Source organism: Phaeodactylibacter sp., assembly GCF_022763345.1.
Lineage (GTDB): Bacteria > Bacteroidota > Bacteroidia > Chitinophagales > Saprospiraceae > Phaeodactylibacter.
Window position 1 is genome coordinate 32,399 of sequence record NZ_JALEGS010000068.1, and the last position, 16,092, is coordinate 48,490.

A 16,092-nucleotide genomic window follows, 5' to 3' on the forward strand; every position below is an offset into this window, starting at 1 on the left:
TTTGGCAATGGATTGCCAAGATAGGGAAAAGGGAAGTTTATTTTTTGATTCTTACCGGCCAGTCATCAGGATTGATGCCTGTGGAAATTTCTGCCGCAGTACCTTCTACCCGGATCAGGGGGATTTCCGGGCAGTTTTCCGGAGTAAGGGTGATGGGTTTGTTTAGCGCAGTGGAGACTGCCTTCATGTAATCCAATAGTTTTTGGTGGTCTTCCAGGCTTTTGAAGTCTCTGGGGTCTATATCATTTTCAATCGTGGTAGCTTCGAAGAAATGCGCATTGACCTGAATACGGTCATCCAGAAAGACCTTAGCGGTAGAGCAAAGGTTGGCGTTCCCCTTCCAGTACGCTTCGATTACGGTGAAGTCAATCCGGGATTCGTCTTTTTGAGTCTTACCATTATGCCATTCAATGCGGTACTGTTGATTGACCAGCCGCACCCACTTTTCCCAGTCGGTGGAAGTAGTCCCCTATATGTAGAGGTCCAGCCAGCTGCCATCCCAGCTATATATACCGTTCTTCAAGGTTTTCCAGTCCATGATTGTCTTAAGGTCAATATAAAACAGCCCCGGATTTTTTACCCGGGGCTGCCTTATCATTAATGATTATGCCCATCGTGATTATGGTCATGATTATGCCCGTCTGCCGGCATATTTTCATTCTTCACATAGTCCATACCGCACACGGGGCACTCTCCCGGCTCATCACTGCCGCTGCCATCGCAGTGCATTGGGCAGATATAGGCAGAAGTGTACTCCGGGCCCTGCTTGTCCGCATCAGCTTCCATATGATCTCCATCGTGCATGTGCCCGTCTTCGTGAGTGTGCTCGGTCTGATCGGTAGCCGCCTCGTCGCCGGCTGTATCGGCATTGCCACCGCAGGAGACGATAAAAAAGGACAGTGCCAGAACAGGCAGGAGTCTGATAAGAAACTTGTTGTTTGTCATGATCATTGAATTGATTGTTAAGCGCCTCCCGAAAGAGGCGGTAAAAATTGGTTTACGAATTTACTCTTTAGTCAGGGTTTCTTCTACGGTGCCGCAAGCCAGCATTTCATCTCCAAAGTAAGGATTGCGGATTTCTTTCGCGTCACTGATCCAGTCTGCCCCCTCCCAGTCGAAAGCCATCGGGCAGTGCTGCACGTAGTAGGTTTGTTGTGCTGCTCCGAATGCCTTCACCGTACTGATGAGAGCCTGTGACAGCAAATCAAATTGAGTGCGTTGTTCTGCGACTGCTTCCGCTTCGGCAATCTGCTTGCTGTGCGCAATGAGTGCGCCGCGTTGCTGCCGCCAGTATTCCAGGGCCTCTCCGGTTATGCCACCGCTGTTAATGCGTTCTACTTTGGCCGTAAAAGCTTTTGCCTGTGCGGCTGCGGTCTCGGCATTGGTGGCCACCAGCGCATCTTTGAGGCGAAGATAAGCTTCTATCGCTGCCCCTAATTGCTGTTTGAAAGCAGCGGATGCAGCAGCCCGGTAGTCGGTGGCTTCCTCCTTCGGCTCTGCTCCTTTGATTTGGATGTCACGGTTCATCATGCTCGCCTGATTGTTGAGCTGTGCTGCAGCATCAATCGAGAAATTGCCGTAAGTGACCACTTCTTCGCCGGCTTCCAGCCCGTCAATGACCCGGTAGCGGTCGCCGAGTGCTTCGCCCAGCTCTACTTCCCGGTACTGAAAGGTAGGGATGTCCGTATCAGGCAGCTTGACGTACACCACCGAGCGCTCGCCGGTCCATAGCACGGCAGATTTAGGTACAGTAAGCGCCACTTGCTCCCCGGTAGCTGCGGCCCGCAACTCTCCGGTGACGAGCATTTCCGGCTTGAGCTTTCCGTTGGGGTTGCGTACTTCGGTACGTACCGCCACTACCCGCCGGTCTTTGTCGAGGACCGGGTCAATGAAGGTGACCCTTCCGGAAAAGCGTTGCCCCGGCACAGCAGGGGTGGAAAAAGTGATCCGGTCGCCTGGCCCGATTTGCGGCAGGTCTTCCTCGTAGGCATCAAAAACCACCCATACTGTGCTGAGGTTCATCAGGTCAAACAACGGCTCTCCCTGCGCCACATAGTCACCAACCGCTACCCGCCGTTGAGTGACCACACCGCTTTCCGTGGCGTAGAGCGGGAAAGTTTCCTGTATTTCGCCGCTTGCTATGATTTCATCAATTTGCTCTGTGGAGATTTTCCAGTACCGGAGTTTATTGCGGGCGACTTCCGCCAATTTTGGGTTGACCTCCTGCAGCCTGACTGCTTCCAGCAGTTCGCGTTGTGCCGTGATCAGGTCCGGTGCATACAGTTCCGCCAGCTTCTGGCCTTTGTAGACCTGTTCGCCGGTGAAGGAGACGTATAACTTTTCAATACGCCCCGGCACCTGAGCCACCTGACTTGAGGCCCGGCGCTCATCGGCCTGCACTTTACCGCTGAGTTGTAGGGCAGTGCCCGACTCGGTAGCCGACTCCCCGACTATCGTAGTTTGGATATTGGCCAGACGGGCAGCCTCCCGGGTCATCTCAAAGTTGAGCGGGTCATTGGAAGCCATCTCGCTTTGAGGTATCAGGTCCATCCCGCAGATGGGGCAGTCGCCCGGCTCTTCCCGACGGATTTGCGGGTGCATAGAGCAGGTCCAGGTGGTGCCTGCTGCATCGGATGCCCCGGCTTCATGTTGGTGCGCTGTTTCGGGAGCAGCCGCCCCGCCGCCGAAGAGGAGGTAGCCGGCACCCAGCCCCACGAGCAGGGCGATCAGGATGAGGAGGGGAACTTTTATTTGTTGCATGGTATTATTGATTTAAATCTTAGCTTTTGAAAATGATGATACTAAGTACATACCGACGACGAAGTAGTTTGTGACCAAACACTACTTCGTGTCGGCATATACTCGTGCGTCGGGTTTGTGCCTCACGCCCAAACCTCTCCGTTCCGAGTATATCTGACCAAGTTCTGTAAGCTTCCGGATTGACAGAAGAGGAATTGACGCTGGAAATATACCGACGACGAAGTAGTTTGTGAGCAAACACGACTTCGTGTCGGCATATACTCGTGCGTCAGGTTTGTGCATTACGCCCAAACCTCTCCGTTCCGAGTATAGCAGTAGCTCTATATCAGCGCGAAATATTGTCTTTAGGCAAAGCTGCTGATTTTGCTGGTCTGCACCGCATGGCCTTTCAAGCCGCGCTTTACGAGCAGAAGGTGCCGATAAACTACAGCGTAGAGGATTTGGAAGCCGACCTGAATGCCCTGGATCGTATACTGCCTTCATAGTTTTGCGCTCTTCATATTAAAAACCTCACCAGTAACCCTCCAGCCAGCCACACATAACTCACCCAAGCCAAATACTTCAGCGTTTGCTCCAGCACTTTGCTCTTAGGAGCCATCTCCTTATGGTGCATCACATCCTTGCGGCGGAAAAAGCCGTGGTAGACCAGCCCTGCGGTAAGCAGCAGGAAACCGAGGTTGAGGAAAAAAGTATAATCAATTTTAAAGTGTTCCGTTTCCGTGACACTAACGGCTTTCGGGTCGGGCAGGTAGCCCAGCAGGTCGAAGCCATAGTGCAGCGCCAGCGCGGTGCCAATCAGCGAGCTGAACAGCAAAAACAGGATGAACAGCGACATCCGCCAGCCGTAGTACTTGGCGTTGATGCGCAGCACCGGAAAGACCACAAGGTCGCTGAAGATGAAAGCCATCACCCCGGCAAAGCTTACGCCTTTGCTAAACAGCAGCGCCGCCAGCGGGATATTGCCCATAGAGCCGATGAAGGTCATAGAGGCCGCCACCGGACCGATAATCACATGCTCCAGCAAGCTTAGAAAGCTGTACTGCGTCACTTCCGGCCCGCTGTTGATGAACAGGCTGCGGAAAAAGCTATCCGGTACAAACGCAGCGACAATGCCTGCGATGGTAAAGCCGATGGTCACGTCTTTCCACACCATCTTCCACTCCATCACATACTGCTTGGCGATCTTGGCCCAGCTTTTGGAAGAACGGATTTTGGCTTTCCAGGATTTATCCGCATCATCGTCCTCCTCCTGCTGTTTGCCGAGGTGCTCCCGGGCATTTTTGATCAGCTTTTTTGGTCTGATGAGCCGGATGATGAGCCAGCTGATGGCGATGAGCAGCATGCCGCCCACGTACTCGCCGACCACAAACTGCCAGCCGAGAAAGATAGAAATGATAATGCCCAGCTCGATCACCAGATTGGTGGAAGCCAGCAGAAACGCAATTGCTGCCGAAAAGCTCGCGCCCTTTTGGAATAACGATTTGGTCGTCGCCAGCGCCGAAAAGCTGCACGAGCTGCTGATAAAGCCAAAAAAAGTGCCCAGCAGCATACTTTTGGAACGGGCATCGCCCATCGTGCGCTGCATGCGCTCTTCCGTCACGAGTATCTGTATCAGGCTGCTGAGAAAATAGCCGAGGATGAAGGCCCACAGCGCCATCCAGAAAAATCCGGCGCTGGTGTAGGCGGCATTGCCCCAGTTTTGTAGAAAATTTTGCATCATTTGGCGTTTTGATCGTGTGAAAAATGGGTTTGGCGGAAGTGCCAACGATTAGGAGTTTTGGGGTGTTTTTTATATTTTAAAAGCGTTAAATCACATTGCTTAAAAGTTGCGTTATGGAGGTCTTGGCAAAAAGTATCACCTACGAGGAATTCAGCAGAATGGAATTTCCTGAAGATGACCCCTATATTTATGAACTTATTAATGGTGAGCTCATGAGAAAGAACGCGCCCTCTGGAGAGCATCAGTACGCCCAGTCTAAACTGTTTTACAAAATGATGCACCATGTTTCTGAGAATAACCTGGGAACGGTTTTTGCAACACCAACCGCCGTCCTCCTCACCGAGTACAGCGCACCGCAACCCGACCTTGTCTTCCTCAGCAACGAAAAAATGGACCTCTTTGATCCGTACTGGGGCATCAAAGGCGCACCGGACATCATGGTAGAAATCGTCTCTCCCACCTCTTACAAGCGCGACCACCTGCTCAAAAAAGAGCTGTACGCAGAGCACGGCATACCCGAATACTGGATCGTTGACCCTTCCTACCACTCGGTGGAAGTGTTCGTGCTCCAAGACGGGCGGTACGAGCGCCACGCTTTCGGAATTGATGGGGAAACGGTAGGGTCGCATGTCTTATCCGGTTTTGAATTAATTGTCTCCTCAATTTTTATTGATTCCACAACAACTGATTGATTCTAGCGACCGCCAAGTGCCCCGCCACTACAGCATTCAACCGCTTCAGGTCATACTCAATCAGCTCGCTTTCCAGCCGTAGGAGTTCGTCGAAGCTGCGGCCCTGCGCGCTGTAGGCTTCCTGCAAAATATCTATAGCAGACTGGGTCAGCCGCCGCTGCCGCTCGTAGAGGTCCAGCCGGAGCCGGGCGGTTTCGAAGTCGGCGTAAGCCTGGGCAATGGTAGCCTCAAAGCGGTGGTTTAAATCCTGTTTCCGGTTGTCCAGTGCGGCAATTTTCAGTTGTTCTTCCCGTTCTTTCGCTTCAAATTTCTCCCGGTAGATGGGCAGGCTTACACTCGCCCGCAGTTGCACAATATCCCGGCCATTGGCATTGAGGTTGGCGTCATTGCGCGGGCCGACGAAGATATAGTCTGCGCCCAGCCCGAAGGAAGGTTTGCCGTCAAGTTCTTTGAGGCGCAGGGCCTGCCGGGCGGCTTCCTGCTGCCAGCTGAGCTGCCGCAGCTTCGGGTGGGTACGGCGGATGGCCACGAGCAGGCTGTCTTGCTGAAACGGCAATTGGGCGGGGCCAAGTTCGTCCACCACCTCGATTTTTGTCGCCGGCCTGCGCTGCAGTAACCGATTGATTGTCGCCAGCGGCTTAAGGGCCTCCCGCTCCAATATAGCCAGCTCCTGCTGCAGCTCTTCCCGCCGGATTTGCACACGCAGCACATCCGCAGTACTTCCTTTGCCGCTTTCCACTTTGGCGAGGGCCGTAGCTTCCAGTGATTCTAGCAGGGGCAGGTTGCGGCGCAGGATGTCCTGCCGTTTTTCAATAGCGTAAAGTTGGTAATAGGCTTGTTCCAGCTCGTAGCGGAACTCCAGTGCACGGGCGGCAATCTGTTCGTACAGCGCCTTAGCTTTGGTGTTTTCCAGCTCTGCCCGTCTTGGCAGGGTGCCGGGCCAGGGAAAACCCTGCGTAGCCCCCAGGCGGAGCAACTGCGGCCCCAGGCGGGTTTCCACCGGCAGCGGGAAGCCGCCTACGCCTACTTCCGGATTGGGCAATTGGCTGACCTGCGGGGCACGTTCCAATGCCACCTGATACTCCTTTTCCAGTGCCATCAGTTCCGGCTGCTGTAGCAGGGCACTGTCGATGAGTTGGGGGAGGGGCTGGGCATTGATTAGAATGGGAAAGAGCAATACTGCCCAAAAAAGTTCATATTTCCATCTAAATTTGTAACGAATTAGGACGATCATTGGTTATTAGTATTAAACTTAAGAGATGAATAGACTTGAGCGCATAACATTTGACCCGGCGCGGATGGGCGGTAAGCCATGTATTCGCAATATGAGGGTAACTGTGGGAACTGTGGTTGGGCTTTTGGCTTCTGGCTATTCAGTTGAACAGATTCTGGAAGCATACCCTTACCTTGAGCAGGAAGATATAATGCAAGCTCTTCAGTATGCAGCATGGAGAGCTGAAGAAATTGAGTTGCCATTGACCGGAAGCTGATGAAGATATTGATTGACATGAATCTCTCTCCAAAATGGGTTCCGCTTCTTTCAAGGGAAGGATGGGAGGTAAAGCATTGGCAAGAGATTGGCCCTCGAGATGCTCCTGATATTGAAATTTTTGATTGGGCAAGAAAGAACCTATATATAGTTTTCACCCATGATTTAGACTTTAGTGCACTACTTGCTGTAACCAAAGCTGAAGCACCGAGTGTTATCCAAGTGCGCACGCAAAATGTCATGCCACAGAGCCTGGGTTCTAAATTAATTCCCATCATCAAACAATTTGACAAAGATTTATCTTCCGGTGCTTTACTTACCGTTGATGAAGTAAAGCAAAGAATTAGGTTACTTCCACTTTAGTCTCCTCCGCCCTTCCATCCAAAGCGCATACAGCACCGGCACCGTAAACATGGTAATCACCTGCAACACCATACCGCCGAAGGAAGGAATGGCCATCGGCAGCATAATATCAGCTCCCCGGCCCGTGGAGGTCAGGATGGGCAGCAGGGCGAGTATGGTGGTAGCGGTGGTCATCATCGCCGGGCGTACCCGCCGCAGGCCGCCTTCCACTACCGCATCCCGTATACCTTGTATGCTTTCCGGCTCATTGCGCTTGAAACTGTCTTTGAGGAAGGTAGCGACCAGCACGCCATCATCGGTTGCAATACCGAATAGCGCCAGGAAGCCGACCCACACCGCCACGCTCAGATTGATGGGGCGGATTTGGAACAGCTCCCGCATTTCCGTACCGAAGAGGCTGAAATTGAGGAACCAGTCCGTATCGTACAGCCCGATCATGATGAAGCCACCCGAAAAGGCAATGAAAACTCCGGTGAACACCATCAGCGAGATGGCGACGGAGCGGAACTGGAAGTACAGAATGAGGAAAATGATCGCCAGCGAAATGGGCAATACGATGCTTAGCCGCCGGCTGGCACGCACCTGCTGCTCGTAATTGCCGGCAAAGCGGTAGCTGATGGCGGGGGGCACTTCCAGTTCACTGGCTTCGATCTGCTCCTGTAGGTAGGCTTTGGCATTTTCCACAACCTCCACTTCCGAATACCCGTCTTCCCGGTCAAAGAGCACGTAGCCGATCAGAAATCCATCCTCGCTTTTAATCGCCTGTGGCCCGGCTTCGTAGCGGATGTCCACCAGCTGCCCCAGCGGGATTGGCTGCCCGGTAGCGGTAGGGACGTACACGCGTTTTAGCGCTTCCGGGTCATCGCGCAGCTCGCGCGGGTAGCGCACCCGAATGGCGTAGCGTTCCCGGCCCTCTACAGTGGTGGTCATGGCCATTCCGCCGATAGCGGCCTGAATATGCTGCTGTACCTGCTCTATCGTCAGCCCGTAGCGGCTGATGGCCCGCCGGTCGATATCAAGCAGCAAATAAGGCTTGCCCACGATACGGTCGGCAAAAACAGCAGAAGCTTTGACGCCTTCCACCTCCTTCAGCAGGGTTTCCAGTCTGAGGCCAAAGTCCTCGATGGTTTTCAGGTCATTACCCTGCACTTTGATGCCCATGGGGGCACGCATCCCGGTCTGCAGCATGACGAGACGGGTCTCAATAGGCTGCAGCTTGGGCGCAGAGGTGACGCCCGGCAGTTTGGTGACCTGCACAATTTCATTCCAGATATCATCCGGGCTTTTGATTTCATCCCGCCACTGCCGGAAGTAGCGGCCATTCTCATCGGGGATCAGTCCACCATCTTCATCGCGCACATATTCTCCATCCTCGTAGCGGAATCGGATACGCTGGCCGGCTTCGTTGGTTTTGTACTCCGATTTGTACAGGATGACGTTCTCATACATTGACATGGGCGCGGGGTCGAGCGCCGTATTCGCCCGCCCGGCTTTGCCGACTACGGACTTTACCTCCGGGATGGCCGTGACCGCCATATCGAGCAGGCGCAGGTTTTTGATGTTTTCCTGCATACCCGAGTGCGGCATAGAGGTCGGCATTAGCAAAAAAGCGCCCTCGTCCAGCGCCGGCATAAATTCCTCTCCGGTGTTTTGGTACACCCGAAAGCCGAGGAACACGAGCGCGCCCACCACCAACAGGAAGAGCAGCTTGAACCGCAGCAAAAACCGAAGTATGGGCTCGTAGTAGTAGATGACCACATGGAAAAATCCGATCAGCAGGCCCGCCAGCAGCGCGACAAACAGGAAGTTGGTAAAAGTGCTTTTCACCACGCCCAGCGGCATCCAAACGCTGGCCAGTAGCCAGGTGACGACGAGGGCGTAGAGTATATTCGTTGCCCAAGACACCCATTTGGCGGAGCGGGCGGTCCCTTTTTGCTTCATCCGGTAGTTGATCCAGCCCGCCAGCCCGATTAGGATGAGCGCGCCGCCGTAGAACGGATCGGCCCACACCGCGAGCAGCACACCCGCCAGCACAGCCAGCCCATTCGCCACGTATGCGGTAGCCTGGGAGCGCGACCGCATGGAAAAGATGCTGTGCGCCACCGCCGGCAGTATGGTAATGGCGACGATGATGGCGGCAATCAGCGCAAAGGTCTTGGTGTATGCCAGGGGGCGAAACAACTTGCCCTCCGCTGCTTCCATGGTGAAAACGGGCAAAAAGCTGACTACCGTGGTAGCGACCGCTGTCAGGACCGCCGAAGCGACTTCAGTAGTGGCTTCGTAGATGGTCGTCATCAGGCTTTCGCCCGGCGGGGCTTCCTCCATGCGGTTGACCATGCTCTCCACCAGGACAATACCCATATCCACCATAGTGCCGATGGCGATGGCGATGCCGGAAAGCGCCACAATATTCGCGTCCACGCCAAAGTAGCGCATGGCGATAAAGCACATCAGCACTGCTACGGGCAGGGAGGCGGATACGAGTAGGGAAGACCGCAGGTTGAGCAGCATGAGGATGATCACCACGATGGTGATGAGCACTTCCAGCTTCAGCGCTTCCTCCAGGGTGCCGATGGTCTCATTGATCAGCTCCGTACGGTCGTAAAACGGGATGATTTTCACCTGTGATACCGTGCCATCCGCCAGCGTTTTGCTGGGCAGGCCGGGTTCCAGCTCCGCGATTTTTGCCTTTACGTTATCAATGACCTGCATAGGGTTGGAGCCATATCGGGCAGTCACCACACCGCCCACCGCTTCGGCACCCGATTTGTCGAGCACCCCGCGCCGGGTAGCCGGCCCCAGGCTCACCCGTGCTACATCGCCTATACGGATGGGCACGTTGTCATTGACCGTGACCACGCTTTGCTCAATGTCTTCGATTTGCTCCACGTAGCCCAGGCCACGCACAAAGTACTCCGCCCGGTTGATTTCCATGGTCTGTGCGCCCACGTCGATATTGCTGCCGCGGATAGCGTTCATCACCTGCTGCAAGGTCACGCCGTAGGACTTTAGCTTATCCGGATTGACATCCACCTGGTATTCCTTGACAAAACCGCCCACCGAGGCGACCTCCGATACCCCTTGGGCTGTGGACAGCCCGTAACGCACATAAAAGTCCTGAATGCTGCGCAGCTCGTGCAGGTCCCAGCCGCCGGTGGCGTTGCCGGAGGAATCTCTTCCTTCCAGGGTGTACCAGTAGATTTGGCCCAGCGCGGTGGCATCCGGGCCGAGGGTAGGCTGCACACCTTCCGGCAGTGTATTGGCAGGCAGGGCATTGAGCTTTTCGAGTATGCGGCTGCGGCTCCAGTAGAATTCAATGCCCTCTTCAAAGATGACGTAGATACTGGAAAAGCCAAACATGGAATTGCTGCGGATGCTCTTCACACCGGGTATGCCGAGCAGGGCGGTAGTCAGCGGGTAGGTGATCTGATCCTCCACATCCTCCGGGGAGCGGCCGGGCCATTTGGTAAAGACGATCTGTTGGTTCTCGCCAATATCGGGTATGGCGTCTACGGCTACCGGGTCGCGTGGCAGCTGTCTGATTCCAAAGTCAAAGGGTGCCGTGGCCAGCCCCCAGCCGATAAAGCCGAGCAGCAGCAGATAAGCCACGAGTTTGTTGTCGAGAAAGAACTGGATAAAACGGTTCAGCATGGAAGGTTACTTTCCGGTACACAATAGGCATATAGCCTTTGCAAAATAGCGAGTTTATACCGTTAGCGCTTACGCAAAAAGCGGGTGAAGCCCGAAACGGTGCACGAACTCACATGCTGCTGAGGCCTGCTCAGCAGCCGGGAAAGCCATTTTTTATAACAGGAAGGATTGGGTCAGGACAGGGATATCCCTGGGTATGAGGGGCGGTTTATAGTTCAGGTAGGGAGCAGGCGTGCGCGCTATATCCTCAGCGGGCAGCAGGCTTGCCGTGTACGCCATCAGTAAGTATTGCAAGCTTGGATTCAGCTCTAATTCCGCGGCGGTTTGGGTCTGCCGCTCGTGGTCGGCTTCTACCTGCACGGTGTGGTTATCGCAACAATTGGATTTTTCCAGTGCCGCTTCGCCCTTTTCTGCCATCAATTTCCGGTGGTGGGGGCAGGTGATTTTGGCGGCCGCCCGTTCGTGGCAGCTCGGCGCTTTGCCCCAGAAACTGATGGACTTCAGCTCGCCTTTGCAGAAATGCATATCTACCGCGAAGCTCACCGAGGAGGTGAGGAGCAGGATCGCCATGAGCAGGGCGATGGGGCGGTATGTGCGTTGCGGTTGAAGCATAATCTGTTGACGAATATACAGCTTTTAGGGGAGAAATGTTTGATGGGGTTGAGCAATTAGGGGAGAACAGGCATCGGTCGCATATTTACGCGTTCTAGCAGAGTTGAAGGTTAGCTTATGTCAATGTTGGCCACCTGTTTTTCCAAATGGTCAAGGTTGTTTTGAATGATTGCCCAGAGAATCCCTATGTCAATCCCGAAGTATTCATGTATGATTCTGTTTCTGTACCTTATGCCCCATATGTTTCCAAAACCTTGTCATCCTTCAAGCAAATCTTCAATAATGTCTATTTAAAAAAGCGGGAAATGGGTATATTAACGTATCAAAATCTCTCATCAACCCCACTGCGCTATGAAAAGCCTCTACCTGTTCAGTTTATTCGCCCTGTTCTGCACCCCCCTTTGGTCGCAGTCATTTTCCAAACAACTTCTATTTCCCGACACAAGTGCCAATGCCGTTCGTTGGCACCAAGACTTGTTCCCGACATCGGATGGGGGGTATTTTTACGCTGGGGGGGATTATAATTTAGATGCTGCGGTGCTCATCTGCAAGTTCACAGCTGATGGCGAACTGACTTGGGCAACGGAGTTGTATCTACAAGAAGAATATTGGTTTGCATTAGACGTCAATGTAATTGAAACCCAATCAGGCGGAGCTATGGTACATCTCGAAATGGAAAGAGAGATTCTAGATCGGCAAACACATATAGTAAAGCTTGATGCTGAAGGTACGATTCAGTTTTCATTTGAGTTACCGGTTCGTCCGTCCATATTTAACGGTGGTATTCTCTCTAAAAACAACCGCTTATTCCGCTTTGGTGACCAGTATCTCCTAACTGGTATTAAATTCTTGGTTGGCCACAGTAGCGTTGTAATTTGCCTTGCCACATGGAACGAGGATGGGGTGGTCACCAACAGTGGAACCTGGAAAGTTGGTAACTTTGACCGCCTTTATCAATCCAGTATTAGCCTAGGACAAAATGATCAGGTTCAACTAGCTTGTTTCGGGAGAAAAGCTGGAGATCAAGACACCATCACAGATGGGACGATACTTTTTTCTGTAGATGTCAATGATTGGGAAACGGCTAGTTGCAGCTTTCATCCTGATGAGAAATGGGTCATAAACGATATCGCATCAGATGAAAATGGGTGGTATTACAGCTTCAATGATTTTGCTGTTACCGGATCAATATACACCGTTACAATTGCTCATTTTGATTACGATTATAACTTGGTATGGGCAATGAATATGCACAACGTTCCAAGCCTTATACCTACGGAAAATGCTTTGCTCGTCAGGCGGGAAGACACCTTAGATATGGTTACTCTAGCTACACTTAGCAAGGAAGACGGCACTTTAATATGGAACAGTGTACTGTGGGACTTCATCACCCATCCTCTTTCGTACGAGCCCGTCCAATTAATCGATGGTGGGTTGTTGTGGTTTGGGTACGATGGTAACATTAATATCCATCAAATGATCAAAATGGACGCACAAGGGCAGGTTGCCGATTGCAACGGCTTCTCCCGCTGTGACTTAGAGACCTTCCCTCCCAGCCCACTGCCTGAATTTGAGCCTATTGAGATCACCGCTATACCATTGCCGGAACAAATTCCCATCACTATTACTTCCCGGCCCGCTACTTTGGAGTCGGTGCCCTATTGCCCGGATTTCAATTTCACGGCAGATTTCGCCGTGCCCGATACTGTGTGTCAGGAGGATGCGGTCACCGCTGTACCATTCAAGGAATCCTCTGTACTGCCGATTTCCTCCGAGTGGGACGTAACGCCAACAGTCGCGGACAACCTTGCAGCGGACAGCCTTACTTTCTTGGCTGAAGAAGCAGGGTCCTACACTATCCGGCACGAGGTGAGCCTGCTGGGCTGCCAAGATAGCGCTACCCAAGCCATCCACGTCCTGGATGGCCCCACCTTTGCGCTGCCCGCCGACACTTCGGCCTGCGCCGGCGACAGCCTGCTGCTCGACAGTGGGCTAGCCACATCTCTCTATACGCTGGAATGGCAAAACGGGGACAGCACGCAAGCGATTTGGGCCAGTGCGGCGGGAATGTATTGGCTGTCTGCGGTTTCAAAAGCGACTTCATGCGACAATGCAGATACCACCCGATTGTCCATTTTAGAAAAACCATCAATAGGCCTGCCTTCTTCGGCTAGTTTATGCGAAGGCGAAGCATTAACCATAGAGCTTTCTGACACGGACCTTGGCTTCCGCTGGAGCACCGGTGATACCTTGGCGGCCCTTACTATCAACCAAGCGGGCACCTACCAGCTTACCGTAACCGATGCACAGGGCTGCAGCGCAATGGACAGCTTGCAAGCTGTAGTGCTGCCAGCCCCACAATTTTGGTATTCTCCTGATACGGCTTTTTGCCCTGGCCGTCCTTTATTGCTCCGGGCGGAGGCGCTATCAGAAGACGAGCTGCAATGGCTGTGGCCGGACGGCAGCAATAGTGACCGCTTTCAGCCTGGTACTACGGGCACTTTCCCGCTCATTGTCTCCAATGCCGCTTGCTCCGATACGGTGTTCATACAAGTAGAAGCGGGGGATTGCCGGTCGGATATATTCGTTCCCTCTGCCTTTTCGCCCAATAACGACGGCCGCAATGATTTATTTAAAGCTTACGGTCCGGAGATAGAACCCATCCGGCTGCAAATTTACGACCGATGGGGTGGGCTGCTGTACGAGGGTGAAGGCGCCGAAGCGCAATGGGACGGCACCTCTGAAGAACGACCTGCTAACGCTGGGCATTACGTTTATGTATTGCAATACACCGATCAGCTGAGTTTGGAGGTGTATCAGAAGTCGGGGCATGTTGTTTTGATACGATAGTAGCTTTCCCAGCTGTATAGTGGTTCTCGTTGCCTACTTTTTCAAAAACCGCTCCACCACCTGCGACTGCCCAGCCGAAAGGTTCAGCAGGTAAGCGCATGGAGCAAAACCAGGAGCTTTTCACCAAGCTGATGGATGATGACCGCATGGCGGGCATTGTGAAGGAGATGTTGTTGGATCGGGTTTTTGAGCGGTTGGGGGGGGAGATTAAAATAGTAATACATTTCATTCAAATGAAACTTTCCAAATCACACACCGGAATAGCATCGGAGTTTTTTGTCGCGGCTGAACTGAGCCGGAGAGGCTATAATGTGACCTTGACCTTAGGAAACACAAAATCAATAGACTTACTGGTCGAAAAAGAGTCTAATGTCGTTCCTATTCAGGTAAAAGGCATTCAGCGGACGAAGTCCATCTGCTGGAGCCTCAAAAGCACCTCGTTGAGGGAAGACATTATCTATGTTTTCGTAAACCTCAATGCCGACACCTTATCGCTCCCAGAGTTTTTCGTACTGAATTATGAAGAGGTCAAAGCACACCTCAAAACTGTGGCAAGCGGCAGGAATTATATCGACTATAATTACCTCAAGCGGTTGGATTTTGAGGATGGGTGGGATAGGATATGAAGACCAGCTGTAATTTCATAGCTTAGGTTTGATCTGATTATCTGTTAGTTTAGTAAGGTGTGAAAACATATCTACTTGTAAGGCGTCAAAGCAAAACAGAATCGAGTAGGGATCAAAGTAAGGGACAAACAACTAGATTCAGCTGTTTGTCCCAAAGATTAGATATTACTTAGTAAGGCGCCCTTGATGGCTGTGGTTTTATATCTACTTTTGTATGTAAATATCGCCGTCCACAAAGTCATTATCGCCTACATTTCTACGGCGCTCCGTATTAAATATAGCTAATCTACCGTCTCGCGTAACATAGACTCCTCCTGCCCATCGGAATGATTTGCTATTGGTTGCGAACAACCCTAAGCCATCACGTTGCTGCGTGAACTTGAATAGCTCTACAGCGTCCGATGAAGAAGCCTTTAGCACCCAAAATACCTGCAGATACTCATACTCTTTACCTCCAGTGCCAGATGTTCCATGCATCGCAATTAGGTAAATTGCCCCCTCACAGTCCGTTACTAAATTCAGTCCACCACCACTTCCTACGAAGCACTTGTCGCTATCATTCCCATAACCGGTACATTCTGGCTCATAGAAGTCAATATAATACCATTGGGTGGAAGAAGTAATCTCTGTGTCTTCTGTTTCGTAGAACCAGATGCCTTGCTTACCATGATTCCTACCGCATACAGCTAGCAAGTAATTCCCCTCTTCTAGTTTGACGAAACCAACAGTGGCGGCCGCATTTTGATCAGCTTGGTATGGTTCTCCCTGTGATCCATCTAACCATAATGTACTGAGGTAAGAAACGGAGTTCCCCTCTGCTTTCAGGAAATATACCGCTCCGTGTTCAGCGGCACCCCCTTCCATCGCAATAGCAATAACGTCCCCTTGAGCTTGCATACCTCCTGGATGATCATGGTCACCGTATTGTGGTTCATTGCGTATTTTAAAAGACACCGCATTCTTCAACTTCTGATCTTCTGAAAAAATACCTTCATCAGAGTTAACAATATCCTGGAAAGCAATTCTGAAACCAGCATTTGAACCATTGTCAGAGATTGCCATACGACCTTTCCCGTTCCAATCTCTAAGGCGAGCCACACCTTGTACATGGCTGCTCAGGCCGATTCGAGGAAATTGAAACTTGTAAGAATAGTCTTTACTCCCAATGTTCAACCCGCCTTCCCCACTAAATTGTGACCTCATGTCATTAATACAGCGGTTTGCAGTGGAAGACGCCATAGTAGAGACATCGCCAAGCTCAAGATCACAAGATGGAAGAAGCAAAACAATAGCGAATAAATACAAAATTAAGTTCTTCATGTGTTTGTC

Annotated in this window: 15 protein-coding genes; 6 read left to right on the top strand and 9 right to left on the bottom strand. The window is 52.1% G+C overall.

Going from position 1 to position 16,092, the window contains the following annotated elements; genetic code table 11:
• Positions 1 to 37: 37 nt before the first annotated feature.
• The 3 genes from MRY86_RS18715 to MRY86_RS18725 form a co-directional block, all read right to left on the bottom strand.
• Positions 38 to 439: a hypothetical protein gene (locus MRY86_RS18715; RefSeq protein WP_293567102.1), complete on the bottom strand. Its 402-nt coding sequence runs from the start codon at positions 437 to 439 to the stop codon at positions 38 to 40.
• Positions 440 to 597: 158 nt separating this feature from the next.
• Positions 598 to 945: a heavy metal-binding domain-containing protein gene (locus MRY86_RS18720; protein WP_293567101.1), complete on the bottom strand. Its 348-nt coding sequence runs from the start codon at positions 943 to 945 to the stop codon at positions 598 to 600.
• Positions 946 to 1,005: 60 nt separating this feature from the next.
• A complete protein-coding gene (locus MRY86_RS18725) occupies positions 1,006 to 2,760 on the bottom strand; it encodes an efflux RND transporter periplasmic adaptor subunit (RefSeq protein WP_293567100.1) in 1,755 nt (584 codons plus the stop codon).
• A 263-nt stretch (positions 2,761 to 3,023) separates the two neighbouring features.
• Here MRY86_RS18725 and MRY86_RS18730 point away from each other — a divergent pair, with 263 nt between their 5' ends.
• A complete protein-coding gene (locus MRY86_RS18730; RefSeq protein WP_293567099.1) occupies positions 3,024 to 3,245 on the top strand; it encodes a UPF0175 family protein in 222 nt (73 codons plus the stop codon).
• A gap of 11 nt (positions 3,246 to 3,256) precedes the next feature.
• Here the strand turns inward: MRY86_RS18730 and MRY86_RS18735 are convergent, their stop codons facing one another.
• Positions 3,257 to 4,477 (bottom strand): permease, encoded by a 1,221-nt coding sequence (locus MRY86_RS18735; protein WP_293567098.1) that lies wholly within the window; start codon positions 4,475 to 4,477, stop codon positions 3,257 to 3,259.
• Between the two features lie 116 nt (positions 4,478 to 4,593).
• On the opposite strand from MRY86_RS18735, the gene MRY86_RS18740 reads away from it, so the two are divergent.
• Positions 4,594 to 5,172: a Uma2 family endonuclease gene (locus tag MRY86_RS18740; protein ID WP_293567097.1), complete on the top strand. Its 579-nt coding sequence runs from the start codon at positions 4,594 to 4,596 to the stop codon at positions 5,170 to 5,172.
• Here MRY86_RS18740 and MRY86_RS18745 read toward each other — a convergent pair.
• Positions 5,147 to 6,406, bottom strand: coding sequence for a TolC family protein (locus MRY86_RS18745; protein WP_293567096.1), 1,260 nt, complete (start codon positions 6,404 to 6,406; stop codon positions 5,147 to 5,149). The genes MRY86_RS18740 and MRY86_RS18745 overlap by 26 nt on opposite strands.
• Before the next feature lie 25 nt (positions 6,407 to 6,431).
• Between MRY86_RS18745 and MRY86_RS18750 the strand changes: the two genes are divergently transcribed.
• Together MRY86_RS18750 and MRY86_RS18755 are read left to right on the top strand one after the other, a co-directional pair.
• On the top strand, positions 6,432 to 6,662 hold the full coding sequence (locus tag MRY86_RS18750) for a DUF433 domain-containing protein (protein ID WP_293567095.1): 231 nt from the start codon (positions 6,432 to 6,434) through the stop codon (positions 6,660 to 6,662).
• A complete protein-coding gene (locus MRY86_RS18755; RefSeq protein WP_293567094.1) occupies positions 6,662 to 7,024 on the top strand; it encodes a DUF5615 family PIN-like protein in 363 nt (120 codons plus the stop codon). The genes MRY86_RS18750 and MRY86_RS18755 overlap by 1 nt, the downstream gene beginning before the upstream one ends.
• On the opposite strand, the gene MRY86_RS18760 is transcribed toward MRY86_RS18755, so the two are convergent.
• The 3 genes from MRY86_RS18760 to MRY86_RS27225 form a co-directional block, all read right to left on the bottom strand.
• Positions 7,010 to 10,675 carry an efflux RND transporter permease subunit gene (locus tag MRY86_RS18760; RefSeq protein ID WP_293567093.1) on the bottom strand — a complete coding sequence of 1,222 codons (3,666 nt, stop codon included), beginning with the start codon at positions 10,673 to 10,675 and terminating at the stop codon, positions 7,010 to 7,012. The two genes, MRY86_RS18755 and MRY86_RS18760, sit on opposite strands and share 15 nt — an antisense overlap.
• Before the next feature lie 153 nt (positions 10,676 to 10,828).
• Entirely contained in the window at positions 10,829 to 11,287 is a 459-nt protein-coding gene (locus MRY86_RS18765) for a hypothetical protein (RefSeq protein ID WP_293567092.1), read from the bottom strand.
• Positions 11,288 to 11,397: 110 nt separating this feature from the next.
• Positions 11,398 to 11,529, bottom strand: a complete 132-nt coding sequence (locus tag MRY86_RS27225) for a HepT-like ribonuclease domain-containing protein (protein WP_366145571.1) — start codon at positions 11,527 to 11,529, stop codon at positions 11,398 to 11,400.
• A 109-nt stretch (positions 11,530 to 11,638) separates the two neighbouring features.
• Between MRY86_RS27225 and MRY86_RS18770 the strand changes: the two genes are divergently transcribed.
• Together MRY86_RS18770 and MRY86_RS18775 are read left to right on the top strand one after the other, a co-directional pair.
• A complete protein-coding gene (locus MRY86_RS18770; RefSeq protein ID WP_293567091.1) occupies positions 11,639 to 14,137 on the top strand; it encodes a gliding motility-associated C-terminal domain-containing protein in 2,499 nt (832 codons plus the stop codon).
• Positions 14,138 to 14,235: 98 nt separating this feature from the next.
• Positions 14,236 to 14,763, top strand: a complete 528-nt coding sequence (locus MRY86_RS18775; protein WP_293571817.1) for a hypothetical protein — start codon at positions 14,236 to 14,238, stop codon at positions 14,761 to 14,763.
• Between the two features lie 204 nt (positions 14,764 to 14,967).
• Here MRY86_RS18775 and MRY86_RS18780 read toward each other — a convergent pair whose 3' ends face one another.
• Positions 14,968 to 16,083 carry a hypothetical protein gene (locus MRY86_RS18780; RefSeq protein WP_293567089.1) on the bottom strand — a complete coding sequence of 372 codons (1,116 nt, stop codon included), beginning with the start codon at positions 16,081 to 16,083 and terminating at the stop codon, positions 14,968 to 14,970.
• Positions 16,084 to 16,092 lie beyond the last annotated feature (9 nt).

What these genes read in the sequence shown, in the direction of transcription:
- MRY86_RS18735 (WP_293567098.1), bottom strand. Translation starts at nt 4,477, where the DNA reads ATGCAAAATTTTCTACAAAACTGGGGCAATGCCGCCTACACCAGCGCC.
- MRY86_RS18770 (WP_293567091.1), top strand. Translation starts at nt 11,639, where the DNA reads ATGAAAAGCCTCTACCTGTTCAGTTTATTCGCCCTGTTCTGCACCCCC.
- MRY86_RS18750 (WP_293567095.1), top strand. Translation starts at nt 6,432, where the DNA reads ATGAATAGACTTGAGCGCATAACATTTGACCCGGCGCGGATGGGCGGT.
- MRY86_RS18765 (WP_293567092.1), bottom strand. Translation starts at nt 11,287, where the DNA reads ATGCTTCAACCGCAACGCACATACCGCCCCATCGCCCTGCTCATGGCG.
- MRY86_RS18745 (WP_293567096.1), bottom strand. Translation starts at nt 6,406, where the DNA reads ATGATCGTCCTAATTCGTTACAAATTTAGATGGAAATATGAACTTTTT.
- MRY86_RS18740 (WP_293567097.1), top strand. Translation starts at nt 4,594, where the DNA reads ATGGAGGTCTTGGCAAAAAGTATCACCTACGAGGAATTCAGCAGAATG.
- MRY86_RS18780 (WP_293567089.1), bottom strand. Translation starts at nt 16,083, where the DNA reads ATGAAGAACTTAATTTTGTATTTATTCGCTATTGTTTTGCTTCTTCCA.
- MRY86_RS18725 (WP_293567100.1), bottom strand. Translation starts at nt 2,760, where the DNA reads ATGCAACAAATAAAAGTTCCCCTCCTCATCCTGATCGCCCTGCTCGTG.
- MRY86_RS18760 (WP_293567093.1), bottom strand. Translation starts at nt 10,675, where the DNA reads ATGCTGAACCGTTTTATCCAGTTCTTTCTCGACAACAAACTCGTGGCT.
- MRY86_RS18720 (WP_293567101.1), bottom strand. Translation starts at nt 945, where the DNA reads ATGACAAACAACAAGTTTCTTATCAGACTCCTGCCTGTTCTGGCACTG.
- MRY86_RS18775 (WP_293571817.1), top strand. Translation starts at nt 14,236, where the DNA reads ATGGAGCAAAACCAGGAGCTTTTCACCAAGCTGATGGATGATGACCGC.
- MRY86_RS18755 (WP_293567094.1), top strand. Translation starts at nt 6,662, where the DNA reads ATGAAGATATTGATTGACATGAATCTCTCTCCAAAATGGGTTCCGCTT.